The 26,711-nt window shown below is 60.7% G+C and carries 32 protein-coding genes and 1 pseudogene; 17 read left to right on the top strand and 16 right to left on the bottom strand.

Annotated elements, in window-relative coordinates:
• The first annotated feature begins 45 nt into the window (after positions 1–45).
• Entirely contained in the window at positions 46–1,725 is a 1,680-nt protein-coding gene (locus IHQ43_RS18055; RefSeq protein WP_192561564.1) for a sensor domain-containing diguanylate cyclase, read from the top strand.
• A gap of 106 nt (positions 1,726–1,831) precedes the next feature.
• Here IHQ43_RS18055 and IHQ43_RS18060 read toward each other — a convergent pair whose 3' ends face one another.
• The 3 genes from IHQ43_RS18060 to IHQ43_RS18070 all read right to left on the bottom strand — a co-directional run bounded on the left by IHQ43_RS18060 (position 1,832) and on the right by IHQ43_RS18070 (position 4,454).
• Positions 1,832–2,527 carry a hypothetical protein gene (locus IHQ43_RS18060; RefSeq protein ID WP_192561565.1) on the bottom strand — a complete coding sequence of 232 codons (696 nt, stop codon included), beginning with the start codon at positions 2,525–2,527 and terminating at the stop codon, positions 1,832–1,834.
• A gap of 153 nt (positions 2,528–2,680) precedes the next feature.
• Complete coding sequence (locus IHQ43_RS18065; protein ID WP_192561566.1) at positions 2,681–3,067, bottom strand: c-type cytochrome; 387 nt, start codon at positions 3,065–3,067, stop codon at positions 2,681–2,683.
• Between the two features lie 55 nt (positions 3,068–3,122).
• Positions 3,123–4,454, bottom strand: a complete 1,332-nt coding sequence (locus IHQ43_RS18070; RefSeq protein ID WP_192561567.1) for an aminotransferase-like domain-containing protein — start codon at positions 4,452–4,454, stop codon at positions 3,123–3,125.
• 89 nt (positions 4,455–4,543) lie between these two features.
• Between IHQ43_RS18070 and IHQ43_RS18075 the strand changes: the two genes are divergently transcribed.
• Positions 4,544–5,434, top strand: a complete 891-nt coding sequence (locus IHQ43_RS18075) for a DMT family transporter (RefSeq protein WP_192561568.1) — start codon at positions 4,544–4,546, stop codon at positions 5,432–5,434.
• A 3-nt stretch (positions 5,435–5,437) separates the two neighbouring features.
• Here the strand turns inward: IHQ43_RS18075 and IHQ43_RS18080 are convergent, their stop codons facing one another.
• A complete protein-coding gene (locus IHQ43_RS18080) occupies positions 5,438–6,259 on the bottom strand; it encodes an AraC family transcriptional regulator (RefSeq protein ID WP_192561569.1) in 822 nt (273 codons plus the stop codon).
• A gap of 134 nt (positions 6,260–6,393) precedes the next feature.
• On the opposite strand from IHQ43_RS18080, the gene IHQ43_RS18085 reads away from it, so the two are divergent.
• Complete coding sequence (locus tag IHQ43_RS18085; protein ID WP_192561570.1) at positions 6,394–6,918, top strand: carboxymuconolactone decarboxylase family protein; 525 nt, start codon at positions 6,394–6,396, stop codon at positions 6,916–6,918.
• Between the two features lie 126 nt (positions 6,919–7,044).
• Here IHQ43_RS18085 and IHQ43_RS18090 read toward each other — a convergent pair whose 3' ends face one another.
• On the bottom strand, positions 7,045–8,490 hold the full coding sequence (locus tag IHQ43_RS18090) for a SulP family inorganic anion transporter (RefSeq protein WP_192561571.1): 1,446 nt from the start codon (positions 8,488–8,490) through the stop codon (positions 7,045–7,047).
• Positions 8,491–8,664: 174 nt separating this feature from the next.
• On the opposite strand from IHQ43_RS18090, the gene IHQ43_RS18095 reads away from it, so the two are divergent.
• A complete protein-coding gene (locus IHQ43_RS18095; protein WP_192561572.1) occupies positions 8,665–8,961 on the top strand; it encodes a DUF7693 family protein in 297 nt (98 codons plus the stop codon).
• 78 nt (positions 8,962–9,039) lie between these two features.
• Positions 9,040–9,585 carry a hypothetical protein gene (locus IHQ43_RS18100; RefSeq protein WP_192561573.1) on the top strand — a complete coding sequence of 182 codons (546 nt, stop codon included), beginning with the start codon at positions 9,040–9,042 and terminating at the stop codon, positions 9,583–9,585.
• 59 nt (positions 9,586–9,644) lie between these two features.
• Here IHQ43_RS18100 and IHQ43_RS18105 read toward each other — a convergent pair whose 3' ends face one another.
• Both IHQ43_RS18105 and IHQ43_RS18110 read right to left on the bottom strand, forming a co-directional pair.
• Positions 9,645–10,259, bottom strand: coding sequence for a hypothetical protein (locus tag IHQ43_RS18105; protein ID WP_115078447.1), 615 nt, complete (start codon positions 10,257–10,259; stop codon positions 9,645–9,647).
• A gap of 122 nt (positions 10,260–10,381) precedes the next feature.
• Entirely contained in the window at positions 10,382–10,840 is a 459-nt protein-coding gene (locus IHQ43_RS18110; protein WP_192561574.1) for a GNAT family N-acetyltransferase, read from the bottom strand.
• A 124-nt stretch (positions 10,841–10,964) separates the two neighbouring features.
• Between IHQ43_RS18110 and IHQ43_RS18115 the strand changes: the two genes are divergently transcribed.
• Positions 10,965–11,606 carry a TetR/AcrR family transcriptional regulator gene (locus IHQ43_RS18115; RefSeq protein WP_192565028.1) on the top strand — a complete coding sequence of 214 codons (642 nt, stop codon included), beginning with the start codon at positions 10,965–10,967 and terminating at the stop codon, positions 11,604–11,606.
• A gap of 56 nt (positions 11,607–11,662) precedes the next feature.
• Positions 11,663–11,935 (top strand): DUF3630 family protein, encoded by a 273-nt coding sequence (locus tag IHQ43_RS18120; protein WP_192561575.1) that lies wholly within the window; start codon positions 11,663–11,665, stop codon positions 11,933–11,935.
• Positions 11,936–12,055: 120 nt separating this feature from the next.
• Here IHQ43_RS18120 and IHQ43_RS18125 read toward each other — a convergent pair whose 3' ends face one another.
• Both IHQ43_RS18125 and ggt read right to left on the bottom strand, forming a co-directional pair.
• On the bottom strand, positions 12,056–12,589 hold the full coding sequence (locus IHQ43_RS18125; RefSeq protein WP_192561576.1) for a cysteine hydrolase family protein: 534 nt from the start codon (positions 12,587–12,589) through the stop codon (positions 12,056–12,058).
• Between the two features lie 66 nt (positions 12,590–12,655).
• Positions 12,656–14,383 carry a gamma-glutamyltransferase gene (gene ggt / locus IHQ43_RS18130; RefSeq protein WP_192561577.1) on the bottom strand — a complete coding sequence of 576 codons (1,728 nt, stop codon included), beginning with the start codon at positions 14,381–14,383 and terminating at the stop codon, positions 12,656–12,658.
• A 135-nt stretch (positions 14,384–14,518) separates the two neighbouring features.
• Between ggt and IHQ43_RS18135 the strand changes: the two genes are divergently transcribed.
• Complete coding sequence (locus IHQ43_RS18135; protein ID WP_192561578.1) at positions 14,519–15,034, top strand: methylated-DNA--[protein]-cysteine S-methyltransferase; 516 nt, start codon at positions 14,519–14,521, stop codon at positions 15,032–15,034.
• Here IHQ43_RS18135 and IHQ43_RS18140 read toward each other — a convergent pair.
• The 4 genes and pseudogenes from IHQ43_RS18140 to IHQ43_RS18155 form a co-directional block, all read right to left on the bottom strand.
• On the bottom strand, positions 15,031–15,621 hold the full coding sequence (locus IHQ43_RS18140; RefSeq protein WP_064380653.1) for an NUDIX domain-containing protein: 591 nt from the start codon (positions 15,619–15,621) through the stop codon (positions 15,031–15,033). The genes IHQ43_RS18135 and IHQ43_RS18140 overlap by 4 nt on opposite strands.
• Positions 15,622–15,764: 143 nt before the next feature.
• A pseudogene (locus IHQ43_RS18145) lies at positions 15,765–16,790 on the bottom strand (chitinase); the annotation flags it as partial.
• Between the two features lie 40 nt (positions 16,791–16,830).
• On the bottom strand, positions 16,831–17,466 hold the full coding sequence (locus IHQ43_RS18150) for a lytic polysaccharide monooxygenase auxiliary activity family 9 protein (protein WP_192561580.1): 636 nt from the start codon (positions 17,464–17,466) through the stop codon (positions 16,831–16,833).
• A 223-nt stretch (positions 17,467–17,689) separates the two neighbouring features.
• The gene (locus tag IHQ43_RS18155; protein ID WP_192561581.1) at positions 17,690–18,127 is read right to left on the bottom strand and encodes a hemerythrin domain-containing protein; all 438 of its coding nucleotides are present in this window, start codon (positions 18,125–18,127) and stop codon (positions 17,690–17,692) included.
• 137 nt (positions 18,128–18,264) lie between these two features.
• Here IHQ43_RS18155 and IHQ43_RS18160 point away from each other — a divergent pair, with 137 nt between their 5' ends.
• Positions 18,265–18,690 carry a GNAT family N-acetyltransferase gene (locus IHQ43_RS18160; protein ID WP_192561582.1) on the top strand — a complete coding sequence of 142 codons (426 nt, stop codon included), beginning with the start codon at positions 18,265–18,267 and terminating at the stop codon, positions 18,688–18,690.
• A gap of 63 nt (positions 18,691–18,753) precedes the next feature.
• On the opposite strand, the gene IHQ43_RS18165 is transcribed toward IHQ43_RS18160, so the two are convergent.
• Positions 18,754–19,104, bottom strand: coding sequence for a hypothetical protein (locus IHQ43_RS18165; protein ID WP_192561583.1), 351 nt, complete (start codon positions 19,102–19,104; stop codon positions 18,754–18,756).
• Between the two features lie 135 nt (positions 19,105–19,239).
• Here IHQ43_RS18165 and IHQ43_RS18170 point away from each other — a divergent pair, with 135 nt between their 5' ends.
• From IHQ43_RS18170 to IHQ43_RS18205, 8 genes are all read left to right on the top strand, one after another.
• On the top strand, positions 19,240–19,569 hold the full coding sequence (locus IHQ43_RS18170) for a DUF6388 family protein (RefSeq protein ID WP_192561584.1): 330 nt from the start codon (positions 19,240–19,242) through the stop codon (positions 19,567–19,569).
• 24 nt (positions 19,570–19,593) lie between these two features.
• The gene (locus tag IHQ43_RS18175) at positions 19,594–20,295 is read left to right on the top strand and encodes a YoaK family protein (protein ID WP_192561585.1); all 702 of its coding nucleotides are present in this window, start codon (positions 19,594–19,596) and stop codon (positions 20,293–20,295) included.
• A gap of 100 nt (positions 20,296–20,395) precedes the next feature.
• Positions 20,396–20,788, top strand: coding sequence for a sulfurtransferase complex subunit TusD (gene tusD, locus IHQ43_RS18180; RefSeq protein ID WP_192561586.1), 393 nt, complete (start codon positions 20,396–20,398; stop codon positions 20,786–20,788).
• Position 20,789: 1 nt separating this feature from the next.
• Positions 20,790–21,146, top strand: a complete 357-nt coding sequence (gene tusC, locus IHQ43_RS18185; RefSeq protein WP_039767393.1) for a sulfurtransferase complex subunit TusC — start codon at positions 20,790–20,792, stop codon at positions 21,144–21,146.
• Positions 21,146–21,439, top strand: coding sequence for a sulfurtransferase complex subunit TusB (gene tusB / locus IHQ43_RS18190; protein WP_192561587.1), 294 nt, complete (start codon positions 21,146–21,148; stop codon positions 21,437–21,439). Before tusC ends, tusB begins: the two co-directional genes overlap by 1 nt.
• Positions 21,436–21,771, top strand: coding sequence for a TusE/DsrC/DsvC family sulfur relay protein (locus IHQ43_RS18195; protein ID WP_007958196.1), 336 nt, complete (start codon positions 21,436–21,438; stop codon positions 21,769–21,771). Before tusB ends, IHQ43_RS18195 begins: the two co-directional genes overlap by 4 nt.
• Positions 21,768–22,769 (top strand): glycosyl transferase family protein, encoded by a 1,002-nt coding sequence (locus IHQ43_RS18200; protein WP_192561588.1) that lies wholly within the window; start codon positions 21,768–21,770, stop codon positions 22,767–22,769. Before IHQ43_RS18195 ends, IHQ43_RS18200 begins: the two co-directional genes overlap by 4 nt.
• Positions 22,770–22,860: 91 nt before the next feature.
• Entirely contained in the window at positions 22,861–23,862 is a 1,002-nt protein-coding gene (locus IHQ43_RS18205; protein WP_192561589.1) for a glutathione S-transferase family protein, read from the top strand.
• A gap of 160 nt (positions 23,863–24,022) precedes the next feature.
• On the opposite strand, the gene cysG is transcribed toward IHQ43_RS18205, so the two are convergent.
• A complete protein-coding gene (gene cysG, locus IHQ43_RS18210) occupies positions 24,023–25,417 on the bottom strand; it encodes a siroheme synthase CysG (protein WP_192561590.1) in 1,395 nt (464 codons plus the stop codon).
• Positions 25,418–26,698 carry a serine--tRNA ligase gene (serS, locus tag IHQ43_RS18215; RefSeq protein WP_192561591.1) on the bottom strand — a complete coding sequence of 427 codons (1,281 nt, stop codon included), beginning with the start codon at positions 26,696–26,698 and terminating at the stop codon, positions 25,418–25,420.
• Between the last annotated feature and the right edge of the window lie 13 nt (positions 26,699–26,711).

The following is a 26,711-nucleotide window of genomic DNA, read 5'->3' on the forward strand; positions in this document are numbered from 1 at the left end:
TGTCGCATACCATGGCACCACTCCAATAAAGACAGACATTTCTCCATGCTCAAAGCCAGTCTGCGCAGCCACCTGACCCTATGGTTTGCCGGTTTGTCTCTGCTGACGCTGTTGAGCGTGGGCTTCTACGTCGGTGATATCGCCACTGAACAAATGAAACGCGCCAGCGGCAATGCGCTGCTCAGTACCGCGCGGTCAGCGGCGGCGCTGCTGGGCGAGCAACTGCGCGAACGGCAACTGGAGGTCTATCTGCTCAGCCGGGCGCCGCATCTGGAACGCGGTGATCTGGACAATCCGGCGATTCTCAAATCGATGCAGCTGCGCACCGAGGCCCGCACCGAGTATGCATGGATGGGGGTGACCGATGCTCAGGGCCGTGTGCATCAGGCAGTCAACGGTTTGCTGGTCGGTCAGGCCGTGCAACAACGCCCCTGGTTCCAGGCTGGTCTGCGCGGTGAATACACCGGCGATCCGCACGAAGCCGTGTTGTTGGCGAAACTGTTGCCAGGCCTGCCCAACGGCGAGCCACTGCGCTTCATCGACTTCGCCGCGCCCATTCGCAATGCCGACGGTCAGGTGATTGGTGTGCTCGGCGCCCATGCGCACTGGAGCTGGGTCACGCATATCGTCGAATCCGCAGCCATGTCGCACAAGGGAGCGGAGCCGGATATCGAAGCGCTGATCATCGATCACGACGGCAAGGTGCTGTACCCGGAAGCGCTGGTTGGCCAGCAGATGCCGGCCAAGGATCCGCAGTCCCCGGGCTGGGTCGTCGGCAACGGATACCTGACCAGCGAGGTGACGGTACCGACACCTACAGGCACCGCGCTGTCGTGGTCGATTGCCGTGCGTCAACCACTGGACACTGCGCTGCAACCGGCGCGACTGCTATTTTATAAATTGCTGTTGCTGGGGGTTTTCGCCGCCGTGGCGTTCGGGCTCGTGGCGTATTACCTGGCGCTGTACCTGAGCCGTCCCATCGAGCAACTCGCGCGTTCTGCCCAGAAAGTGCAGAACAACCAACCGGGGGCCCACTTCCCGCTCCAGCATCCCGTGCGGGAAATTGCCCAGCTCGGCCAGTCCATTGATGCCATGACCCAGTCGCTGCTCGCCAAGGAGCGTGAGCTGCAAGAGACCAACGCTTCGCTGGAAGCCACGGTCGCCCAACGCACGGCAGCCCTCACACTGGCCAACGCCGAGCTGCTGAGCCTGGCCACCCACGATGGCTTGACCGGTGTCTACAACCGCCGCCGCTTCGACGAAAAACTCACCGAATACAGCCTGTTGTTCCGTCGTACCGGGCGGCCGTTTGCGCTGCTTCTAATTGACGCCGATCACTTCAAGCGCATCAACGACACTCACGGTCATGCGGCCGGCGACGACGTACTGCGGCAATTGGCGCGACTGATCCAGATCAGCATCCGGAGCACGGATTTCGTCGCCCGTTACGGAGGCGAAGAATTTGCTGTGCTGCTGCCGGAAATCGCCAAACCCGATACCCCGGATATCGTCGCCGAGAAGATTCGGTCAGCGATTGCCGAGGCGACCTTTCCAGCGGTCGGCCCGGTGACGGTCAGCATTGGTGTCAGCCTGGCCGACCCGGCCGACAACACCCCGACAGCATTGGTCAAACGTGCCGACCAGCAGTTGTACAAGGCGAAAGCGGCAGGTCGCAATCAAGTGGCCTGCCAGGCTTCGCTCATCGAGGTGAGCGAAAATGGCTGATGCGCACTCGATCCCGCCACGATTTCATTTTGGCGAAAGCCCGACACCCTCTGCGATTCAGGGGCGTCGATCAAAGATGTGGAGACTGGCGCTGAAGTAAACCGCTTTAGTGCTGCATGTCCTTGATCAGATCGGCCATCAACAGATCAGACACGTGGGTAAACGCCTTGCGCAGAACTTCGGGATCTCTTGCATATTGCTCCGGCAGGTAAGCAAGGTTGTTGGCGTCATTGAATACGGAGATCGTTTCAAAGTTTCGCCAAACCGCCGAGCCCTTGCGCTTGATCTGAGCGGTTGCACCAATAACCGGATACAACTCGGTGCTGAAGTTTTTCAGGCTCAACCCCCATTGCGAGACGATGATCTCGATCTCGGCATCAGCCTGCTCGCCTTCTCCGACTATTGTGAACAGCCGCTCCTGCTGAACCCGGTCAACGAAACGCTGGCGGACCAGTTTGGCCAGGTCGATATCATTGGCCTTCATGTTGTTGAGGATTGCCCGGGAAATATCCCCCGTCAGCACATCACCATTTTTTGTCCCCTCCACGGACCCCGCGCCTGCCAATGCATTGACTTGTGTCGTCGATGCACCGGCCGCCATCCCGGTGGCTGCGCCGGCACCGGCACCGAGTCCCGCGCTCCAGGCTTGAGTCATGCTGGTGTATTTGAAGTTTTCGACGGCGACATACACCGGCAGCACTTTCAGGGTCTTGATCTGTTGACGATCTTCGATACTGAAGTTTTTGGTAACGCATCCGCAGAGCAGCAAGAGTGAGCCAACAACAATGAGCAATTTTTTCATGGCGGGGAAAGTTCGAAGGACTGGATGTCAGACTTATCGCCCGCACTCGCCAATCCTTGAACCTGGCATGACTCACTGCCACGGAAAAATCGGGGCGGGTGCAAGGCTAACGCCCCGCCCTCTCAAGTACGCAGCTCCCGCACAGGCGCTTCATTACTGAGAAAACGTCTGCAGATACGCCAACAAATTATCAATCTTCTCCTCGTCACTCAGCCCCCAGAAAATCATCCGCGTCCCCGGCACCACGCCCTTCGGATCTTTCAGATACTTCGTCAGCGTTTCACGATCCCAGGTCAGGCCGGAGTTTTTCATCGCATCGGAATACACGTAATTCGCCGACGTCCCCGCCGGGCGACCGATGATGCCGTTGAGTTCCGGGCCGAAGCCTGGGCGGGCGGATTCGCCGACCTGATGGCAGCCGCCGCACAGGCGCGGGAAGATTTTGGCGCCGGCCTCGGCGTCACCGGCAGCCAGTGTTGGCGTGCTGAACAGGCCTGCGTTGAGGATCAGGGCGAGAGTCAGTAATGCAGCGTTTTTCATCGGGGTTTTCCAGATCTTCGGCGGCGCCAAGGGTAATCGGGCGTGGCCAGTTGCGCTACAGGTAGGCGCCCACAACCTGGCGGACTTTGAGCAAGGCTTGACGCAGGACAAGCATGTCCACCGATCCCAGCGCCAGACGAATTGCGTGGGGCACATGGGTGGACACGGTGAAGGGTTCTGCGGTGGTAACGGAAACCTGCTCGTGCATCAACTCGACCACGATATGGTCGGCCCGGACATCTTCCGGCAGCGGCAACCAAAGGAAATATGAAGAGGGATGACCCACGGTCGGGAGGCCCTCGAGGATCTGCGCAGCGAGGATTTGCCGGGCCTGGGCGTCACTGCGCTTCTGCGCTTCGAGCAAGGTGACGGTGCCGTCGTCGAGCCAGCCGCAGGCGATGGCGGTCATCACCCCGGGCGTGTTCCAGGTGGTTGCGCGGATGATCCGCTCCAATGCCGCGACCCGTTCAACCGGCGCGGCGATGAAACCTACACGCAGGCCGGTGGCGATGTTTTTCGACAGGCCCGACACGTAGACCGTGCGCTCCGGCGCAAGAAAGGCCAACGGGAGCGGAGGGTTATCGACCAGAAAGGCGTAGGCCGCGTCCTCAATGATCGTCAGATCATGCCGGCGGGCAATCGCGATCAAGTCCTCACGTTGTTCCAGCGGCATCACCCAACCCAGTGGATTGTGCAGGGTCGGCATGCTGTACACGGCACGCACCGGGCGCTGACGGCAGAGTCTGTCGAGAGCCGCCAGATCGGGGCCCTGCTCATTGACGGGAATCGCCACCACTTCCAGGTGCAGCGCGTCGGCCAGCACTTTGAATCCGGAGTAGGTCAAGGCGTCGGCGGCAATCACATCACCGGGTTTCAGCAAAGCCATCAGCGTCACCGCCAGCCCCTGCTGGGCGCCATTGACGATCAGTATCTGCTCGGCCTCGACATTCAAACCTCTTGTCAGCAGATGCCGCGCCACCGAGGCCCGTTCGTGCTGGCGACCGGCGTGGGGCTGATAGCGCAGCAGCGCTTCGAGGTCACCGGACAGCGCCAGTTGCCGCAACGCAGTGCGCAGCAGCTCGGCCTGCCCCGGCAATGACGGGTAGTTGAAGTTGAGGTCGATCATGCCGACCGCGACGTCTTTCTGGTCGATGCCCTGCCCCGGCAACAACGACGTCTCCCGCACGAATGTACCGCGCCCGGCTTCGCCGCTGACCAGGCCCATGGCCTCTAGTTCGGCGTATACGCGCGAGGCCGTGACCAGCGCCAGCCCTTCGCTCGCCGCCAATTGCCGGTGGGTCGGTAAGCGAGTGCCGGGCAGCAGTCGGCCGGCGCGAATGTCGGCGGCATAGGTGTCGACAAGGGTCTTGTAACGGGAGCGCGGCATGTCGGGCTGTATCCATGACAATTCTTTGATTGTGCTGATTCTCGTCCCTAGGATTGTTTCAACGCAACCCACCTCTGAGCGCAACGCGTATGGAACGAACCACCCAACTCACCCCGGCCCTGGAAAAAACCAGCGGCTGGATCAATGGCTTTATCGGCGTCGTGATCTTCAGCGGCTCGCTGCCCGCCACGCGACTGGCGGTGCTGGAATTCGACCCGGTGTTTCTCACCGTCATCCGCGCCACCATCGCCGGCGCCCTGGCGTTGTGCCTGTTGTGGCTGTTTCGCGAACGACGTCCGGAGCGGGATCAGTGGTTGTCATTGCTGATCGTTGCGCTGGGCGTGGTCGTGGGTTTCCCGTTGTTGACGGCCCTGGCATTGCAATACGTGACGTCGGCGCATTCCATCGTGTTTGTGGGATTGCTGCCGCTGGCGACAGCGATTTTCGGCGTACTGCGTGGCGGTGAACGGCCACGTCCGGTGTTCTGGATTTTTTCTGTATTGGGCAGTTCGCTGGTGGTCGGTTTTGCGATCTCGCAAGGCCTGACCGCCTCGCCCACCGGCGATCTGCTGATGCTGGCGGCGATTCTCGCCTGCGGCCTCGGTTACGCCGAAGGCGCAAAACTGTCGCGCACCCTTGGCGGCTGGCAGGTGATCTGCTGGGCGCTGGTGTTGTCGCTGCCGGTGATGGCCGTGCTGAGCGTGTGGCTGGCGCCCGCCTCGTTCAGCGGCATCAGCCTGTCGGCATGGATGTGCCTGGCGTACGTTTCGCTGTTCAGCATGCTGATCGGTTTTGTGTTCTGGTATCGCGGGCTGGCTCAGGGCGGGATTGCGGCGGTCGGACAGTTGCAATTGCTGCAACCGTTTTTTGGCCTGGCACTGGCCGCTACTTTGCTGCATGAACATGTCAGCGTGGGCATGTTGGTGGTCACGCTGGGGGTGATTCTGTGCGTGGCCGGGGCGAAGAAATTCGCTAAATAGGCGTCAGCTCGCGCCGACCTTCCATTCACGCGGACTGAGCCCGGTCTTGCGCCGAAACGCCCGGGCCAGCGCCGACGGACTTTCATAACCGACCTCTTCGGCGATCAAGGCAATCGGCCGTCCCTCGCGCAGACGTTTCTGCGCGAGGCTGATCCGCCAGTTCACCAGATAATCCACCGGTGTCTGCCCCACCACCCGCCGGAAGTGCTCAGCAAAACCGGCACGGGACAGGTTGGCGGCGCTCGCCAGTTCGGCAACGCTCCAGGCCTTGGCCGGTTGGTCGTGCATCAGGTTCAAGGCACGGGAAATCTTCGGATCGGCCAGCCCCGCCATCATGCCCGGTTGCTGGTTGCGACTGCTGATGAGGTGGCGCAACAACAGAATCACCAGCAATTCAAACAGCCGGTCCATCACCGCTTCACGCCCACAATGTCCGTCGAAGGCCTCCTTGAACAACCACTGCAGGGTGTTGGCCATATCCGGGAGGTCAGCGAGTTTCAGCACCAGATAATCCGGCAGCGCTGCCGCCAAAGCATTGCCCGCGCCGCCATCGAAGGTCAGAGAAGCGCACACCAGTTGCGTGCCCATGGCTTCATTGGCGAACAAGCGATGGGCCATGGGGCGCGGGAAAAAGATCAGGGTGGGCTCATTGAGCGAGAGTTCAGGATCGTTTCCCGGTTTGAGCAACAGCTCCCCCGCCTGCAACAGATGCACATGCCCACACACCTGATCGCCGCCGTAGGCGCTCACCCCGCAGAACGTGCCGCTATGAAAGGTGCCGGCATTGACGCCGAAATGACTGAGCAACGTAGAAAGGCGGTCCATGACTGATTCTCGCAAGGACAGGTTTGGACGATCTGTCGCATATCCTCGACGATTTGCACCCAAAGCACCAGTCGCGCTCCGTAGCATTCACTCCATCCCCGGCGCACTTCGCACCGGACTTTCGGAGAATCACCATGAGCCGCATCGCCCCTCTCAGCCTCGAAACCGCCACCGACGCCACTCGCCCGACACTTGAAGGCGTACAGAAAAAAATCGGTTTCCTGCCGAACCTGTTCAAGACCCTGGCCACTGCACCCGTTGCACTGGATGCCTACGTACAAATTTCCGCCACGCTGGGCAAGACCTCCCTGAGCGCCAAAGAAAAAGAGGCGGTGTATCTGGCCGCCTCGCAAGTCAACGGTTGCGACTATTGCCTGGCAGCGCACACCCTGTTCGCCAGCAAGGCCGGGCTGGCAGCAGAAGAAATCATCGAAGCGCGTCACGGTCGGCTGAATGCTTTTGCCACCCTCGCCCATCAACTGACCGAAACCCGTGGTCACTTGAGCGATGAGCAGATTGCCGCCGCCCGTGCTGCTGGCATCGACGACAAGAAGATCATCGAAGTGATCGCGGTCGTCGCCGCGCAAACCCTCACCAACTACCTGAATAACGTGGCGCTGACCGACGTCGATTTCCCGGCAATCGAAAATCCAGCGTAATGCAAAAAACTGTGGGAGCGAGCTTGCTCGCGATGGCAGTGGATCAGTCAACATCTTTGTCGATTGATACTCCGCCATCGCGAGCAAGCTCGCTCCCACATTGAATTTTGTACTGCGTCGGACGCGTCAGTCGTGATCGACCCCGGCACGTTTCAGCAACTTCTTGCAGCGTTCGGACAGGTGAAACACCTGCAACTGCTTGCCCGCCTTGGCGTAGCGTTCGCGCAGGGTTTTCAGCGCGGCGATGGCCGAATAATCGACAAAGCTCAGGTGCCGGCAATCCAGCGTCACCCGTTGTGGGTCACTGGCCGGGTCGAATTGATTGAGGAACGGCGTGGTCGAGGCAAAAAACAGCGTGCCGTGCAGGCGATAGAGTTTGCTGCCGTCCGCTTCCAGATGCTCATCGGCGTACAACTCGCGCGCTTGCTGCCAGGCAAAGTTCAGCGCCGCGATGACGATCCCGCACAGCACTGCCGTGGCCAGATCGGTGAACACGGTGATGGTCGTTACCGCGATGATCACCAGCACATCGTTGAACGGCACTTTGTTCAGCACCCGCAGCGAAGCCCAGGCAAACGTCTGCTGCGACACCACAAACATCACGCCCACCAGCGCCGCCAGCGGAATCCGCTCGATCAGCGGCGACAGAAACAGAATGAACAGCAGAATCAGCACCCCGGCCACTACGCCGGACAAACGCCCACGCCCGCCGGAACTGAGATTGATCACGGTCTGGCCGATCATCGCGCAACCGCCCATGCCGCCGAACGCACCGGAGACTACGTTCGCCGCGCCCAGCGCCACGCATTCGCGATCCGGGTAGCCACGGGTCTCAGTGATTTCGTCGGTCAGATTGAGGGTCAGCAGGGTTTCCAGCAGACCGACCAGCGCCATCAGAATCGCGTAGGGCGCGATGACGCGCAGGGTGTCGAGATTCCACGGAATGTCCGGCAGCGCGAACCTCGGCAGGCCGCCGGCGATGTGTGCCATGTCGCCGAGGGTGCGGGTCGGCAGGCCGAGCAGGTAGACCAGCAAACCGACACCGAGGATCGCCACCAGCGCCGGCGGCACGGCGCGGGTCAGGCGCGGCAGGATGTAGACGATGGCCATGGTCAGCAGCACCAACCCGGTCATCAGGTACAGCGGCGTGCCGCTGAGCCACTGCTCGCCGCTCTTGAAATGCTCCAGTTGCGCCAGCGCAATGATGATCGCCAGACCATTGACGAACCCGAGCATCACCGGGTGCGGCACCATGCGCACCAGTTTTCCCAGGCGCAACAGCCCGAACGCCATCATGATCAAGCCGCCGAGCAACACCGTCGCCAGCAGGTACTGCACGCCGTGTTGCACCACCAGCGCGACGATCACCACGGCCATCGAACCGGCCGCTCCGGAGACCATGCCGGGCCGGCCACCGAACAGCGCGGTCAGCGTGCAAATGATGAAGGCGCCGTACAGGCCCATCAGCGGATTGAGGTGAGCCACCAGCGCAAACGCAATGCATTCGGGCAACAGGGCAAACGAGGTGGTGAGTCCGGCCAGGACATCGGCGCGCAGACGAATCGGTTTCATGGCTTACCTGACAGAGCGGCCGACGGGCGCGGCCGCATGCATTTGCGCAAAAGAGCGCCGCGGAAAAAGAGGGTTGCGGATGTTACGCAAATGCACCGGCGTGGGCCAGTCATCGCTGACAACCGCCGGCGTGCGCTCTATGCTGGCGCGCAGTTTTTGCCAGTGGAGCCCCGAATGCCGACCGAATTGACCAGCCGCGAAGTGTGCCAGCGATTGCGCGATGCCGCGCTGGGCGTGTGCGCCTTGCGAGTGACAGGCATGCGAACCGGGCAGGTTTCAGTCGATATCGAAGGCTGGCACTTGCGACTCGACTTCGACGACCAGCGTCTGCATCACTGCGCTGATTGTCATTGCCCGGACGGCCGTGAATGGACGCTCGACACCCGGCAACGCTTCGGTACTGATCCGGTCAGTCTGCTGAGTACCTGGGAACTGGCACAGATCGAGGGTTTGTTGCGGCAGCCTGAATGAGGGAAGGCAAACAGAGTTGCCCAATGATGGCACTCTGCCCATAATTCGCCCCCCCTCTTCAACGCGCAAGGAACTGCCGTGAAAAAAACGCTGCTGTTGGTCCCGCTGTTTGCTCTGCTCCTGCAAGGCTGTGGCATGACCATGACCCGTTACGAGCCAAGCTTCGACAACGTTCAGAAGCTCAAGCAAACCCCGCCGCTGCACGCGATCAGCAATCCGCAGGTCACCGCTGAATCGGGCGAAGGCTCGTTGATGGTCCGCGCCAATCCGATCAAGTCGCCGACAGGGAGCATCCCGGCGCATATCCAGGACGCGATCACCGAAGAATTGCGCAAGGCCGGTCTGCTCGATCCGCAGGCGTCGCGTCATCTGCAAGTGCTGGTGGTAAAAAACCAGTTGAACGCCGGCATGGGCACCGGTGACGGCACCATCGCTGCACGCTTCACCCTGCGCAATGGCAACGATGTGGTGTACGACGCCACCAAAGATGTCAGCCATCAGTGGAACAGCAGCTTTTTCGGCTTTATCGCGATTCCCAACGCGGCCAACGCCTACAACCCGATGCTGCAGGACTTGCTGAAGAATCTGTACAGCGATCCACAGTTCATTCAGGCCCTGAAGTAAGGGGCAAAAAAAAGAGCCGCGATTGCGGCTCTTTTTTTGTGCCCACTCGCTGGAGTGAGTCAGATGCCCGAATATTTCGGACGGTTGCTGTCGGCCCATTCCTTGAGCAACGCATTGACCTGCCGAGTGAACGTATCGGTCACCGCCGCTTTCGGGGTATTGAACGCCAGCGGCAGGAACCAGATGCCCATCCAGGTGCCGACCGCGTCATGGTTGCTGGCGGTGGACAACGGCTGGCCTTGCTGATCGAGGGTTTCCAGGCTCATGGTGTACTGATCGGTGGCGTAGGCCGGAATGATCGTCATGCTCAGACCACTGATGAACGCCAGTACCATCTGACCGCCATTCGGTGGATGGTTGTACATTTTCAGGCGCAGGCTGTAGTCACCTGGCTGCTTCTCGAACTGGTCGAAGGTGACACGACCGAACAAACCGGAATCCTTCAGGACGGTTTGCAATTGCGGTTTGAGCATGTCCCGAGCTTGTGGCATTTCCACGGCGGAAGCGCTTTTCGGCTCGCCCTGGTAGAAGTCGAAATCGACATAGACGTTTGGCTTGTTGGCATAGCTGGCCATCGATGGCAGCGTGACCGGGGCCACTTCGTCCTGGGTGAAACTGGCACAGCCGCCCAGGGTGAGCACCAGACCCAGCGCCAGGATTTTCCCGAATTGCATGATGTCTTCCCTAAAAGTGATATCAAAGAGCCTCCATTGCGGAGCGCCGGGCGGATTCTAGTGATCGTCTACGTTCGGGAAAAGACCTGATTCGGGAAAATCATGAAAAAGATTGCGCCGGCTCAGCTTTGGCGCAAATCGAGGGTGTAAGTGTAATAGCCCGTATCGCGCACCCAACCGAGTGATTCGTACAAACCCTGGGCGGTGAAATTGTCGGTGGCGGTTTCCAGCACCAGGCCCTTGGCACCGGTTTCGACGGCGAAGTCGCGGGCGGTGTTCATCAATAATCGACCGACCCCTCGGCCACGGGCGGCCGGCGCGGTGAACAGGTCGCTGAGCAGCCAGGTGCGGTGGGCGTCAATCGAGGAAAACGACGGGTATAACTGCACGAAACCCAGCGCCTCACCGCTTTGATCCTCAACCAGAAAAATCGCCGATTCATCGCCGGCCATGCGCTCGGCAATGAAGGCTCGCGATTGCTCGAGATTCGACGGCTGGCCATAAAAACCGCGATAGGCGTCGAACAGCTTCGCCACCGCGTCGAGGTGAATCGTCGTGGCGCGCAGTGCCTGAAGGTTCATTGTCATTTTCCTGATGTTACTGAAATTGAAACCAGCATAGCGCCGAGGAACGAGTTCGCTGGCTTAATCGCTATATAGTTTTGTATATTGCGAACCCGAAATGGCCAGACACTCCATGCCGTCCATGAGCAGTATCCGCGAACGCAACCAGCAACTGATCCTGGCCGCCGCCAGTGAAGAATTCGCCGCCAACGGCTTCGACGCGACCCAGACCCGCGACATCGCCGCCCGCGCCGGTGTGCCCAAGGCCAACCTTTATTACTACTTCCAGAGCAAGGAAAACCTCTACGGCAAAGTGCTGCTCGGCTTCGTCGAACCGTTGCTGGAAGCCTCGGCGGTGCTGCGTGAAAGCGACGATCCAATAATCGGCCTGCGCGCCTACGTCGCCGCGCGCATCCGCATCGCCCGCGAGCATCCGGCGATCGCCAAAGTATTCAGCGGCGAGTTGTTGCTCGGCGGCCGCCAGTTGCCCGACGAATGTCGCGACCTGCTGCACGGCGAAGCCCGGCGCAATGTCGAGTGCCTGCGCAGCTGGATCGACCGCGGGCTGCTGGCGCCAGTCGATCCCGAGCACTTGATGTTGTTCATCTGGTCGGCGACGCGTACCTACACCAATATTGGCTGGCAGATGGGGCGCATCACCGGGCGGGAAGTGCCGCAGGATGAGGATTATGCGGTGGCGGCGCAGACGATTACGCGGTTGGTGTTGAGCGGAGTGGTGTCCGAGCCGGTGAGTGATGTTCGCAAATTAATGTTTGCAACTTGATTTCAGGCAGCGACAGTAAGCCGTCGACCGCCCCGCCGTCATTCAAGGAGCAACAAATGGCCGAGTCAGATATTCACCTGTCGGACAGTTCGGACCGAGTACTCTTCAAGCGCATTGCCGATGAACTCCAACAAACGCTGAACGGAACATGGACAACCCAGGCCAGCGGTCTGGATCAGTATTACTGGGATCTACAAGTGGATGGGCAGGTGATTACCCTGCACCTGGAGCATTACCTGGGGATCATGTTGCTGGTGGAGGACGCGAATCCGCAGTGGGTGGCGTCGGAGCGGTTTCAGGCCGTGGTGCGGCAGTTGCGAATAGCGTGACTCACACGCGTCAGTGTGGGAGCGAGCTTGCTCGCGATGAGGACAGCACATTCAACATCATCGGTAACTGAACGAATGCCATCGCGAGCAAGCTCGCTCCCACAATGACTGCAATAACCATCAGAACGTAATCTGGGCCGCCGGCTTCACATCGATCCGCGCCACGGAACCGGTCAGGTGCGCCCAGTCCTTGTTGTGTTCGGCGATGATGTCTTCGGCACTCATGGTGCCGTTGTCGACGGTGGTATGCCCGTCGGCCGCCAGTTCCACGTCGTAGCCCAGCTGATGGGCCTGGCGCACGGTGGCGTTGACGCAGTAATCGGTTTGCATACCGCAGATCACCAGGCGGTCGAAATCTTCCCGGGGGATCAGTTTCTGCAGGTTGGTCTGATAAAACGAATCGTTGGCGGTCTTGTCGACGCGCAGATCGCCGGGCGCGGTGGCCAGGCCGTCAGCCAGTTGCCAGCCCTCGGCACCGTGGGCAAACGGACTGTCCTTTTCGTTGTGCTGGATCAGCACCACCGGCACACCCGACTGGCGCGCGCGGGCGCTGAGGGCGTTGATGGTGTCGATTACCCGTTTGGCGTCGTGGCACTCGTATTCGCCCGTGCACAGGGCGCGCTGGACATCGATGATCAGCAATGCGGTGGTCATGGTGAGCCTTCCTTGATCGGTCCTTGAGACAGGGGCGGACCTGTGCCCGCCCCCTTTTTACTCCGCTCAGTAACCCAATGACAACCCGGTGTTGCGCCGTGGATCGTTGGCGCCGTAGAAGCGGTTCTTGCCGACCGGTTTGCCACCCAGCGACGGTGCACCGACCAGGATAGCGGCGATATGGTTGGGATCCTGCGGGCCCGCGAACTTGTGGCCCCAGCTCTCGAGAATCTTCTTCGTGTCGGGGCTGGCGGCGAAGTCTTCGAGGTTGGTTTCCTCCGGCATCCACTGCTGGTGGAAACGAGGTGCATCGACCGCTTCCTGCAGGCCCATGCCGTAGTCGATGACGTTGAGCATGGTCAGCAATGTCGCAGTGATGATGCGACTGCCGCCCGGTGTACCGACCACCATCACCACCTTGCCATCCTTGGTGACGATGGTCGGGCTCATCGAGGACAGGGGTGCCTTGCCGGGAGCGATGGCGTTGGCTTCGCCCTGCACCAGGCCGTACATGTTCGGCACGCCGACCTTGGAGGTGAAGTCGTCCATTTCATCGTTGAGGATCACCCCGGTCTTGCTCGCCATCACGCCCGCACCGAACCAGTCGTTTAGGGTGTAGGTGACCGAGACCGCGTTGCCCCACTTGTCGACGATCGAATAGTGCGTGGTGTTGCTGCCTTCATGGGGCGCAACGCCGGGTTTGAGTTCCGCCGACACCCCGGCCTTCTGCGGCTGGATCGCGTTGCGCAGCTTGGTTGCGTAGTTCTTGTCCAGCAGGTGTTCGATGGGGTTCTTCACGAAATCCGGATCGCCCAGATAGCTGTTGCGATCCACATACGCGTGACGCATCGCCTCGATCTGGTAGTGCATGCCCTGGGCCGAATGGAAGCCCAGATCCTTCATCGGATAGCCTTCGAGGATGTTCATGATCTGGCAGATAACCACCCCGCCGGAGCTTGGCGGCGGTGCTGACACGACGTGATAGCCGCGATAGTCGCACTCCACCGGAGCCAGTTCGCGGGTCTTGTATTTGTCGAGGTCGGCTTGGGTAATGATGCCCTTGTTGGCCTGACTGGACGTAACGATGGCGTCGGCCACCCAGCCTTTGTAGAAGCCGTCGGCGCCTTTTTCGGAAATGGTGCGCAGGGTTTTACCCAGATCCTTCTGCACCAGTTTCTGCCCGACCTGCATCGGCTCGCCGTTGCTCAGGAAGATCGCGCCGGAATCCTTGATGTCCTTCTTGAACACGTCGGTGGCGTATTCCAGCAGCTCGACGTCGCCCTGTTCCAGGGCAAAACCTTCTTCGGCCAGTTTGATCGCCGGGGCAATCATCTCCTTGCGCGGTTTGGTGCCGTACTTGCTCAGCGCCAGTTCCATGCCAGACACGGTGCCGGGAACGCCGACCGCGAGGTGGCCACGGGTACTCAGGTCCGGAATGACGTTGCCGTCCTTGTCGAGGTACATGTTGGCCGTCGCGGCCAGCGGGGCTTTTTCGCGAAAGTCGAGGAAGGTCTTGCGTCCGTCCGCCAGTTGAATGGTCATGAAACCACCACCACCGAGGTTGCCCGCCGCCGGGTAAACCACCGCCAGTGCATAACCCACGGCGACCGCCGCATCCACCGCGTTGCCGCCACTTTTCAACACGTCGACGCCCACGTGAGTAGCCAGGTGCTGGGCGGTGACCACCATGCCGTTTTCGGCGGCGACCGGGGCAACCGAGGCCGCGTGGGCCATGAGGCAGCTGAGCGCCAACGAGGTCGCCATCAGCGATTTGGCAAAAGGTTCGTACTTCATGAGTCGGTCTCTTCTTTTTATAAGGTAGGAAAGCGCTTCAAGAGCATCAGCCAGTATGGTCGCGATTGCGATTTGCGCCTCCCCGATCCGGCAGTATGCTGGGCGCTGTTTCCGCCCCGACCAGGAGTTTTTCCCATGGCCTACACGTTCATCACCCTGCCCTCGCCCGTCGGCGAGTTGAAGCTGGTCGCGAACGGTTCACGTCTGGCCGCCATCCTCTGGGAAAACGACAAACCCAACCGGGTGCGCCTGGGGCCGATGAGCGAAGCACCGGACAATCCGGTGTTGATGAATACCGCGCGACAGCTGGAAGAATATTTTGCAGGAACGCGAAACGCGTTCGATCTGGAACTGGACTTTGCCGGCACCGAGTTCCAGAAAAAGGTCTGGGCCGCGTTGCTGACCATTCCGTTTGGTGAAACCCGCACCTACAGCCAGATCGCCGAACAGATCGGCCACCCGAGCGCGGTGCGTGCCGTCGGCGCGGCGAACGGGCGCAATCCGATTTCGATCATTGCGCCGTGCCATCGAGTCATCGGCGCCTCAGGAAAACTGACCGGTTTTGCCGGAGGCCTGGAAGCCAAGGAGCGCTTGCTGACCCTGGAGGGTGGCCAGTGGTCGGACATCGGTAAAACCGGTGATCTGTTTTAACCGCCGAACAGGTTATTCATCGCCGCATATTGCAACAGCATGATGGTCTTGGCATCGCAGATCTCGCCGCGCTGGAACGCCGCCAGCGCATCGTCGAAACGCCACTCCAGTACTTCAAGTTCTTCGGTTTCCTCTTCCAGACCGCCCCCTTCACTGACCTTTGACGAGGCATCGTACTCAGCGATGAAAAAGTGCAATTTCTCGGTCACCGAGCCTGGGCTCATGTAGGCCTCGAACACCTTCTTCACGTCATGCACGCGGTAACCGGTTTCTTCCTCGGCCTCGTCACGGATACGCTGCTCCGGCGCTGCGCCTTCAAGCAATCCGGCCGCCACTTCAATCAACAGACCGTCGTGACCGTTGACGAACACCGGCAGGCGGAACTGCCGGGTCAGCACTACGGTGCGTTGCTCGCGGTTGAACAGCAGAATCGCCGCGCCATTGCCACGGTCGTAGACCTCGCGGGTCTGACGCTGCCAGTCACCGTTGTTGCGGTGATAGTCGAAGGTGATTTTCTTCAGCAGATACCAGTCGTGGGACAACACCTGGGTATCGACGATGTTGACCCGCTCGGCTGTGTTGGACATGACGCCTGATCCTTTTTTGTCATCGGAAGATGGCCATGGTAGGTGAAATGATGCGAACCGCCGACGAAAAAAAGCCCGGCAGCGCTACCGGGCTTTTTCTTCATTGACTACTGATGAGCCACATTCATCGTTGCTGCATCAGTGCCCTGCGCCGCAGACGGCGCCCCGTGAACAAGCGGTCCATAACGCCGACTGAATTCCCAGTTGTACGGCACGCGATCCTTGCTGGTGCCGTTATCCCAGTTCACCGACCAGGTCATCAGGCCCTTGATCGGATGCCCTTTGACCGCCAGGCGTTTCATCGCGTTACCGACCACGGTTTTGTCGATCACGTAACCGGTGGCAGCGGCATCGACGTTAGACGGCAGGCCGATCACGAACTTGTCCGCCGGGATCTTCGTGAAGCCGCGGGTGCCGGTCACCAGGCTCTCGGTCAGGTAATAGAGAAAGTCCTCTTTCATCGCGTCGTTGTTCTGGGCGATCCACGCCCCGTTGCCGTTATTGGCTTCCGGCACCCAGACCCCGTCGCCGCCCTGGTTGTAGAACTGCGGAGCGATGAAGTCGTAATAGCCTTCCAGCGCTTGCAGGTAACCGACGTATTTGCCGGAGGTGGTCAGGTACGGAAACTCCGGTGCCATGCTGATGATGAAATGCTTGCCCTGGCCTGCGTAGTGATCCTTGACCAGTTTCAGCGCGGCCGGCAGGACGGTCTTGTTGGCAGCGAAATCAATCGCGCTCTGTTCAAGATCGATGTCCAGGCCATCAAAACCGTAGGTTTCCACCAGCCGGATGATTTCGTTGGCCAGCGGTTGCTCCTGACCGGCGCGCAACTCGATGTGCGCATCGGCACCGCCCAGGGAAATCAGCACGGCCCGCCCCTGACTGTTGAGCACCCCGACCTGACGGCGGAACTCGGCATCGGAGACGTTGAACGGCTTGAAGGTCGGAATCCCGCTGCCCTTCATGAAGGCCACCGCGACCACGTTGTATTCCTTGGGCACGTTTTCCAGCGCGATGTTGGCGAACTGGCCGCGCTGGTAACCGTCGCTCGGGCCGGCCGGCCAGTTGTGCCAGAAGCCCATGAGGATCTTCTTGCCGGCAAGGCTTGGCATCAGCGACGCCGCGTCGCTGGCCTGGTTTTTCAATAGGGTGAAGTCGATGTTTGACATGTTCTAATCCTTCAGAACGTGTGGGTTTGACGTTGCGGGCTTATTTGAAGTCCACATCGAAGGCCTGATAGAAGGCGTTGCCGGTGTTGGCGACGATCCACATCAGGACGATGACGTGATGACCCTGCTTGTTGCCCGGAAGTTTCACGGCGTGGTTGACCTTGGCTTTCAATTCCGCCGAATGACTGTAGTACGGCACTTGCGGATAGAAATCCTCGGCGAAGGGTTGCGCTTCCAGTTGCGCTCGGGTGATGCGTTGTTGCGGGTCCCAGCCATCCTTGGTGATCAGCCAGCGATAACCGCGGGTGGTGTGCGGCGCGGTGTACTCCCATTTGACCTCAAGGGTCTGACCGGGAGTGACATTTAGCAGCGGCCAGGAGAAAGGACGCCCGAGTTTCTTGCTCATTTCTTCTGCGGTGAAGTTCACACAGTCACGTGCGTCGTTCTTGCCGCCACTGAGAATATAGCCGTCAGCCGGCGGTACGACGCTCGGGTTGTCGCTTTCGAACGGCGCCGGGAACGGACCGGCCGCGAGTTCCGGAAAGTTCTTGCCGCCTTCCATTTCATTGACCTGCCAGCCGCCGAGCAATCCTTGCTCGATGGCCACCGCGCCGCGGCTTGCAGGTGAAATGACGCGACCGTGTCGCAGTTGGGTTTGAGCTTGTGGTTGGTTCATGTTTTTCACTCCGTTGATTTAAGAACTCTCCTGTCCGAGGAGAGGCCCTCAAGCTAACGGAGGGGGATTTTTTGTCCATCGGCGGTTTTGTCGCAGTCTGCCTCGGCGAAACTCGAAAAATGCCGAAAACACTGTATATAAACACAGTGCATTACGACGACACTCACCCGACGCATGGCAAAAAGACTACACCGCGTCATTACAAAAACCTGCATTCACCGGTTCAGGGAAGCTGCGCCTTGAACTCCTTTTCATACTGCCCGGCGAGCTGTTCCTTTTGCTTGTCGTCGAGCAGCTTGCCGGCCATCTGGAAGAACTTCTGCTCCTCTTCCTGCAGGTGGTGATGGACCTTCTCCGAGAGCTTTTTCGCCGTGGCCAGCCAGGCCGGACTGGACATCTCGGTCTCGTCGAGCTCTTCCATCATTTCGTCCATTTCATGGTGCTCGGCAATGGCATGGCGACTGAGGTCGATACCGTTGTCGAACTCCATCAACGGGATATAGAAATGGCGCTCTTCGGCCGTTTCGTGGGCCTGAAGCTCAGCCTTCAGTTGCTTGTAGGCCTCGACCCTTTCCGGGGTGTCACCGCTGGTCTTGATCAACGATTTCGCGTAAGTCCGTTGACGGTCGTGGCTTTCACGCAGGGCTTCGAAAATGTTCATGGAATCTCCCAGGCAAACGCGTTCCGGATGGACGCCCTAAAGGGCTAGACCCCGGCGCGGGAGCGACGGTTCCAAGCGATTGCTTCAATCGGCTGCGGCGCGATAGGCTGCCGATTCATTACTACAAGGAAGACAACATGACGTTGCGGATCGAGCTGTCACAGGACCCCACCGAAGAACAGCGCGCAGCCATCCTGGCGCCCCTGCGTGCCCATAACATCGCCAAAGCCGGGCCTTCGCTGTACGAACCGGTCGCGTTGCTGGTGCGCGACGACAACGACGCGATCCTCGGTGGCCTCTATGGGCACACGTTCTATCGCTGGCTGTTTATCGAATTGCTGGCAGTGCCGGAGGAAGGCCGGGGACAGGGCATCGGCTCGAAGCTGATGAACATGGTCGAGGAATTCGCCCGGGAAAAAGACTGCGTGGGGATCTGGCTCGATACCTTTGATTTTCAGGCGCCCGGGTTCTACAAAAAACTGGGATATACCGAGTGTGGCGAGATTTTGGATTATCCGCTGGGGCACAAGCGGCATTTCTTCCAGAAGCGTTTGATTGAGTGAGTTCAGCGACCCTCGCCCGCAGGCTGGCGAGGGTCGCGCAGCGTCAACGCATTCAGCTGCCCGTTACAGGCAGGTTGCCAGCGCCGCCAAGCGGCGCTTGGCCACAAAATCATCTTTCTGCGCGTAGTAATTCAGCACGGTGCCGGACGCCTCAGTGGTCAAGTCGACAAACGACTCCGCCGAACGGGTATAGACCGTCGAGCCACCCTTCTTGCCCGGTTGCAGATATGCCGCCGCGTCCACGCCGAACACCGCTTCGTCCTGCCAGGCGAATTGCACGCACCGGGCCACGTCTTTTTCGGGCTTGTCCGAATTCAGGATCTTGTAAGGGGTTTGTGTGCGGGCGTCTTCCATCGCCGAACCCGCGCAACCGGCCAGCAGGGTTGCCGCCAGCGCCACCATCAGCATTCGCATTGCATTCGCTCATTCGGAAAAAAGCGGACTGTATCACCGCAACGGGAAAAATCGTTCTGCTTTACTGCATTTAGAACGCGACACATGCCGACCGCTGCGGCACATTAACGGTCATCAGCCTTACAAGGAAAGCCCATGGCGCCTACTGACCAGCGACACGAACAGGCCCTGAAACTGTTTCTCGATGCGCGTCCGCAACTGCGCGAAACCCTTGATCACCTCAACCCGCTGCTGGCCCAGGCCAAAGGCGAAACCCAGGCGCAGTACCGCGAAGAACGCCTGCACGAAGCCTTCGAAGCCGAGGCCGAAAGCCAGGGGTTGTTTGCCTGGGAACTGACGCTGCAGCTCACCGCCGCGACGCCCGAGGAGTATCAGGCGCAACGCCTGGAAGTGCATCGCGAAGTGGCGGAAATGGCCGGCATGAACTGGCTGGAGTATTGCGATCTGTATGGCATAGAACCGTAAACCCCGCTCAAGGACGCTGCCTCGATGCTGCCTTCCACCTCGACCCACCGCGCCAGCCCCGGACATCTTCATATTCAGAAATGGCGCGGCCGCGTGGGTCTGGCGCTGGTTGCCAGCCTGTCCGTACTGGCCGGCATGACTGATGCCATAGGCTTCATGGCCAGCGGCGATTTCGTTTCTTTCATGAGCGGCAACACCACGCGGCTGGCCGTGGCGATCAGCGATGGTGACAGCGGACTGACATTAAGGCTGATCCTGCTCGTCGCAACGTTCATTGTCGGCAATGCCCTCGGGGTCGTGGTCAGCCGTTTGGGTGGTAGACGGGCGCTGCCACTGTTGTTGTCCATCGCCGCTCTGCTCTGTTTGGCAGCCTGGCCCTTTGACACGCAACTGCCGGCCCTGCTGGCGGCGATCATTGCGATGGGCATGCTCAACGCGGCAGTGGAAGAGGTGAACGGTCTGCCGGTCGGGCTGACGTATGTCACCGGCGCGCTGTCACGATTCGGCCGTGGGTTGGGCCGGTGGGTGCTCGGCGAACGGCGAAGTGGCTGGCGGGTGCAGCTGGTGCCGTGGAGCGGGATGCTGGTCGGGGCCATTCTGGGGGCGGTGCTGGAGCATCATCTTGGACTTAAAGCGATGTTGGTCAGCGGACTGTTTGCCGCCGTTCTGGGGCTGCTGACCCTGAAGATTCCGCGACGCTGGCAGTTGGGCTACATGCCGCGCTGACAGACAGCTGTTCACATCGAGACGGGCGCGGGAAACATCCACTTCGCCGCCCCGCCGAGAAAGCTTTATCATGGCCGCAGTTTTGCTGATCGAGTCCGTCATGAAGTTCGCCATTGCGCTGTTTTCCGCCGCCCATGCGCCCTCCTCGCGCCGCGCCCTGCTGTTCGCCCAGGCCGTGCTGGCTGGCGGGCATGAAATTGTCCGGCTGTTTTTCTATCAGGACGGTGTCTACAACGCGTCCGAAGCCGTGGTCACGCCGCAGGACGAACTGGACCTGCCCAAACAGTGGCGAACCTTTATCACCGAACAAAATCTCGACGGCGTGGTATGCATCGCCGCGGCCCTGCGCCGTGGCGTGTTGAATGCCGAGGAAGCCGGGCGTTATCAGCGTGATGCGGTGGCCGTCAGCGCGCCTTGGGAATTGTCCGGCCTCGGTCAGTTGCATGACGCGGTGCAGGATGCCGACCGACTGATCTGTTTCGGAGGCGCATGACATGGCCAAGTCCCTTCTGATTATCAGCCGTCAATCGCCGTGGTCCGGCCCTGGTGCCCGCGAAGCGTTGGACATCGTCCTGGCCGGCGGCGCCTTCGATCTGCCGATCGGCCTGCTGTTTCTCGACGACGGCGTGCTGCAACTGGCCGCCGGGCAGAACGCCAAGGCTCTGCAACAGAAAGACCTGAGTGCCAACCTGCAAGCGTTGCCGATGTTCGGCGTCGAAGAGCTGTTCTACTGCGCAGACAGCGCCAGTGTTCGTGGCCTCGGCGATCGTTCGCTGGACGAGGCGCAGCCTTTGGCCGCCGAGCAAATCACCGCCCTCATTGACCGTTACGACCAGGTGATCACCCTCTGATGTCGACTTTGCATGTGTTGTCCCATTCCCCGTTCGGCGACGAACGCCTGACCAGTTGCCTGCGCCTGTTGGGTGCTGCCGACGCGCTGTTGCTGTCCGGCGATGCCGCTTATGCGCTGCAACCCGGCACCGCGCCGTTCAGTGCGCTGGAATCCCGTAAGGCGAAATTGTTCGTGCTGGCCGAAGACGCGCAAGCCCGTGCCGTGCAGGTTCCGGACTGGGCCGAAGCCATCGACTACCCCGCCTTCGTCGAGCTGTCGATCCACCACGACAAGGTCAACTCCTGGCTATGAATGCGCTGACCGTCGGCGCCCGCGCCATCGAACTGGACAAGGACGGCTTCCTGGTCGACCTCAACGACTGGTCGGCCGAAGTCGCCAGCGCCCTCGCCGCGGCCGAAGACATCGAACTGAGCCCGGAGCACTGGGAAGTCCTCGAGCTGCTGCGCAGTTTCTACGCCGAATTCCAGCTGTCCCCGGCCACCCGGCCGCTGATCAAGTACACCGCGCTCAAGCTCGGCGCGGAGAAAGGCAACAGCCTGCACCTGAACCGACTGTTCAAAGGCACCCCTGCCAAACTCGCCGCAAAACTGGCGGGCCTGCCCAAACCGACGAATTGCCTATGACCGACTATCCAGCGCTGACCCTCGAAACGCCCGCCGAGCATCCGTTCGCCCAATTCGTGCGCATCCTCGGCAAGGGCAAGCGCGGCGCCCGCGACCTGACCCGCGAGGAAGCCCGGGCGGCCATGGGCATGGTGCTCGACGAAGCGGTCGAAGAAACCCAGCTCGGCGCCTTCCTGATGTTGCTGCGGCACAAGGAAGAAAGCGCCGAAGAAATGGCCGGCTTCACCGAGGCCCTGCGTGAGCGCTTGCAGGCGCCGGCACTGAAGGTCGATCTGGACTGGCCAACCTACGCCGGCAAGAAACGTCACCTGCCGTGGTATCTGCTGGCCGCCAAGTGCCTGGCACAGAACGGTGTGCGCATCTTCATGCACGGCGGTGGCGCTCACACTGCCGGACGCTTGTACTCCGAACAACTGCTCGGCGAATTGAACATTGCGCTGTGCCGCAACTGGCAACAGGTCGGCGCGGCGCTGGATAACGGTGGTCTGGCGTTCATGCCGCTGGTGGACTGGGCGCCGCAGCTGCAACGGATGATCGATCTGCGCAACACCCTCGGCCTGCGCTCGCCTATTCATTCGCTCGCGCGGATTCTCAATCCGTTGGGCGCGCGTTGCGGTTTGCAGAGTATTTTCCACCCGGGCTATCAAGCGGTGCACCGCGATGCCAGCGGTCTGCTCGGCGACACCGCAATCGTAATCAAAGGCGACGGCGGCGAAATCGAGGTCAACCCGGATGCCGACAGCCACTTGTACGGGACCACCGGCGGCGAAAGCTGGGACGAGGAATGGCCGCAGCTGTCGGCGCAGCGTCACGTCAAACCGGCGTCGCTGGATATCGAACACCTGACAGCGGTCTGGCGCGGTGATGTGGTCGACAGCTACCCGCAAATGGCGCTGATTTCGACCATGGCGTTGGCGCTGCGCGGCCTCGGTCACTCCCGTGAACAGGCTTTCGAAACCGCCGAGCAATACTGGGCCGCGCGGGATAAATCGATTTAACCGATCATTAACGCCCGATCTTTGCGCTTTTTGTTCGAACTCATCGGAATAGACTCGGCTCCAACGATTATTGGTTTCTGGAGTCTTGATCATGGGTTTACTCGTCGACGGCCGCTGGCAGGACAAGTGGTACGAAAGCAGCAAGGACGGCGCGTTCCAGCGCGAACAGGCGCAGCGCCGTAACTGGGTCACCCACAACGGCGAGCCGGGCCCGAGCGGTGACGGCGGTTTTGTCGCCGAGGCCGGGCGTTATCACCTTTATGTCTCTCTCGCCTGTCCGTGGGCTCATCGCACGTTGATCCTGCGCAAGCTCAAAGGCCTGGAAAGCCTGATCGACGTTTCCGTCGTCAGCTGGCTGATGCTGGAAAACGGCTGGACCTTCGATCAGAACCTCGGTTCGACCGGCGACAAACTCGACCACTTCGATTTCATGCACCAGCGCTACACCGCCGACACCGCCGACTACACCGGCCGCGTCACCGTGCCGGTGCTGTGGGACAAGAAGCTCAAGCGCATTGTCAGCAACGAATCGGCGGAGATCATCCGCATGTTCAACAGCGCCTTCGATGACTTGACCGGCAACGATCTGGACTTCTATCCGGCGCCATTGCGCGGCGAAATCGATGCGCTGAACGAACGGATCTACCCTGCCGTAAACAACGGCGTGTACCGCGCCGGGTTTGCCACTTCGCAGCAGGCCTATGAAGAAGCGTTCGATGATGTGTTTGCCGAACTCGATCATCTGGAGCAGGTGCTGGGCGCCAACCGTTATCTGACGGGCGAATATCTGACTGAGGCGGACGTTAGGTTGTTCACCACCCTGATTCGTTTCGACGCGGTATATCACGGGCATTTCAAATGCAATCTGCGGCGGATCAGCGATTACCCGAACCTGTCGAACTGGCTGCGTGAGGTGTACCAGTGGCCGGGCGTTGCCGAGACCGTGGATTTCCAGCACATCAAGAATCACTACTACGGCAGCCACAAGACCATCAACCCGACCGGGGTGGTGCCGAAGGGGCCGGAGCAGGATTTCACTGTTGCCCATGACCGGGACCGGTTGGGCGGGAAAGGGGTCTGGCGCAAGGCCTGATATTTGTGCAGTTCTTGAGGGCCCAATCGCTGGCAAGTCGAGTCGTCGCACCGCAGCTCCCACAGGTTTTGTGTTAAAGCTGAAATTTCAGCATCACGCAATTCCTTGTGGGAGCTGCGGTGCGACGACTCGACTTGCCAGCGATGCGGACTACTCGGTTTCAGATTTGACCCTGAGCGCCCTCGAACCACGCCAGTTTCTCGCGCAGTTGCACCACTTCGCCGACGATCACCAGGGTCGGCGCATGCACTTCATGCTCCGCCACCAGACGCGGCAGGTCGGCCAGCGTGCCAGTGAAGACCCGCTGATTGACCGTGGTGCCCTGCTGAATCAGCGCCGCCGGGGTATCGGCCGCACGACCATGCTTGATCAACTGCTCGCAAATGACCGGCAGCCCCACCAGGCCCATGTAGAACACCAGCGTCTGCGCCGGCGCGACGAGGTCGGCCCACGGCAGATCGGTGGAACCGTCCTTCAAGTGCCCGGTGACGAAACGCACCGACTGCGCGTAATCGCGATGGGTCAGCGGAATCCCGGCATACGCCGCGCAACCGCTGGCCGCCGTGATGCCCGGCACCACCTGGAACGGAATGCCATGGGCCGCCAGTTCCTCGATCTCTTCGCCGCCACGGCCGAAGATGAACGGATCCCCGCCCTTCAACCGCACCACGCGCTTGCCGGCCTTGGCCAGATCCACCAGTTGCTGGTTGATCTGATCCTGCGGCACGGCGTGATCGGCGCGACGTTTGCCGACGTAGACACGCTCGGCATCGCGGCGGCACAGCTCAAGAATCGCGGGCGCCACCAAGCGGTCGTACAGCACCACATCGGCTTGCTGCATCAGACGCAAGGCGCGGAAGGTCAGCAGATCCGGATCGCCCGGTCCTGCGCCCACCAGATACACCTCACCAGCCGTGACCATGGCTTCGCCATCAATCTTGGCTTGCAGCAGACGTTCGGCTTCTGCGCCCTGTCCTGCCAGTTGCCGGTCGGCGATCGGCCCCTGGAACACGTCTTCCCAAAATCCCCGCCGCTGCTGCACATCAGGGAACAGGCCTTTGACCTGATCGCGAAACCGCGCGGCCAGACCGGCCAGATGGCCGTAGGTCGAAGGAATCCAGGTTTCGATCTTGGCGCGGATCAGCCGGGCCAGCACCGGCGCGTCGCCGCCGCTGGAGACCGCAATGATCAGCGGCGAACGGTCGACAATCGCCGGGAAGATCACGCTGCACAGCGCAGGTGCATCGACCACGTTGACCGGTACGCAGCGCCGATGGGCATCGGCGGAAACTTGCGCGTTCAACGCTTCGTCGTCGGTGGCGGCAATGATCAGCCCGCAACCGTCCAGATCCGTTTCGGCGTAGCCACGCAACAGGCACTCGCCACCGCTGGCGGCAACCAGTTCGCGCAGTTGCGCTTCGATTTCAGGTGCGACCACCCGCAGCAGCGCACCGGCATCGGCCAGCAGGCGGGACTTGCGCAAGGCAATCTCCCCCCCACCGACGACCAACACACGACTGCCGCGCAGGTTGTGAAACAGCGGCAGATATTTCATTTAGCCGATGACCTCAAGGCCACCCATGTAAGGCTTCAGCACGTCCGGCACACGGATCGAACCGTCGGCCTGCTGGTAGTTTTCCAGCACGGCAACCAGGGTACGACCGACCGCCAGACCCGAACCGTTCAGGGTGTGCACCAGCTCAGGCTTGCCGGTTTCCGGGTTGCGGAAACGCGCCTGCATGCGGCGGGCCTGGAAATCGCCGCAGTTGGAGCACGACGAGATTTCACGGTACTTGTCCTGGCTCGGGATCCATACTTCCAGGTCGTAAGTCTTGACCGCGCTGAAGCCCATGTCGCCGGTGCAAAGCGCCAGGGTGCGGTAAGGCAGTTCCAGCAGTTGCAGGACTTTCTCGGCGTTGGCGGTCAGGCCTTCCAGCGCTTCCATCGACTTCGACGGCTCGACAATCTGGACCATTTCAACTTTGTCGAATTGGTGCTGACGGATCATGCCGCGAGTGTCACGACCCGACGCGCCGGCTTCGCTGCGGAAGCACGGGGTGTGAGCAACAAACTTGATCGGCAGCTGTTTCGAATCGACGATTTCACCGGCCACGATGTTGGTCAGCGACACTTCGGCGGTCGGGATCAGGTACAGATCGGCTTCGCCTTCGCGGGCGATCTTGAACAGGTCTTCTTCGAACTTCGGCAGTTGGCCGGTGCCTTGCAGCGCCGGGGCCTGAACCAGATAAGGCGTGTAGGCCTCTTCGTAGCCGTGCTCGGTGACATGCAGGTTGATCATGAACTGCGCCAGTGCGCGGTGCAGACGGGCAATCGGGCCGCGCAGCAGGGCGAAACGTGCGCCGGACAGTTTGGCGGCGGTTTCGAAGTCGAGCCAGCCGAACTTCTCGCCCAGGGCCACGTGATCCTGAACCGGGAAGTCGAAAGTAGTCGGAGTGCCCCAGCGGCGGACTTCGACGTTGCCGTCTTCGTCTTCGCCAACCGGTACCGATTCGTGCGGCAGGTTCGGAATGCCCAGCAGGATCGAATCCAGTTCGGTCTGGATCGCGTCCAGTTCGACTTTACCGGCGCTCAGTTCGCCCGCCATGCGCTCGACGTCCGCCATCAGCGGCGCGATGTCTTCGCCGCGCTGCTTGGCCTGACCGATGGATTTGGAACGCGCGTTACGCTCAGCCTGCAGTGCTTCGGTGCGGGTCTGGACGGTCTTGCGCTGTTCTTCCAGCGCTTCGATGCGCGCGACATCCAGGGCAAAGCCACGGGAAGCCAGGCGGTCCGCTACGTCCTGAAGGTTGCTACGTAACAGTTTGGAATCGAGCATGTCGGTTTCTCGT

This window comes from Pseudomonas gozinkensis (genome assembly GCF_014863585.1).
GTDB lineage: Bacteria > Pseudomonadota > Gammaproteobacteria > Pseudomonadales > Pseudomonadaceae > Aquipseudomonas > Aquipseudomonas gozinkensis.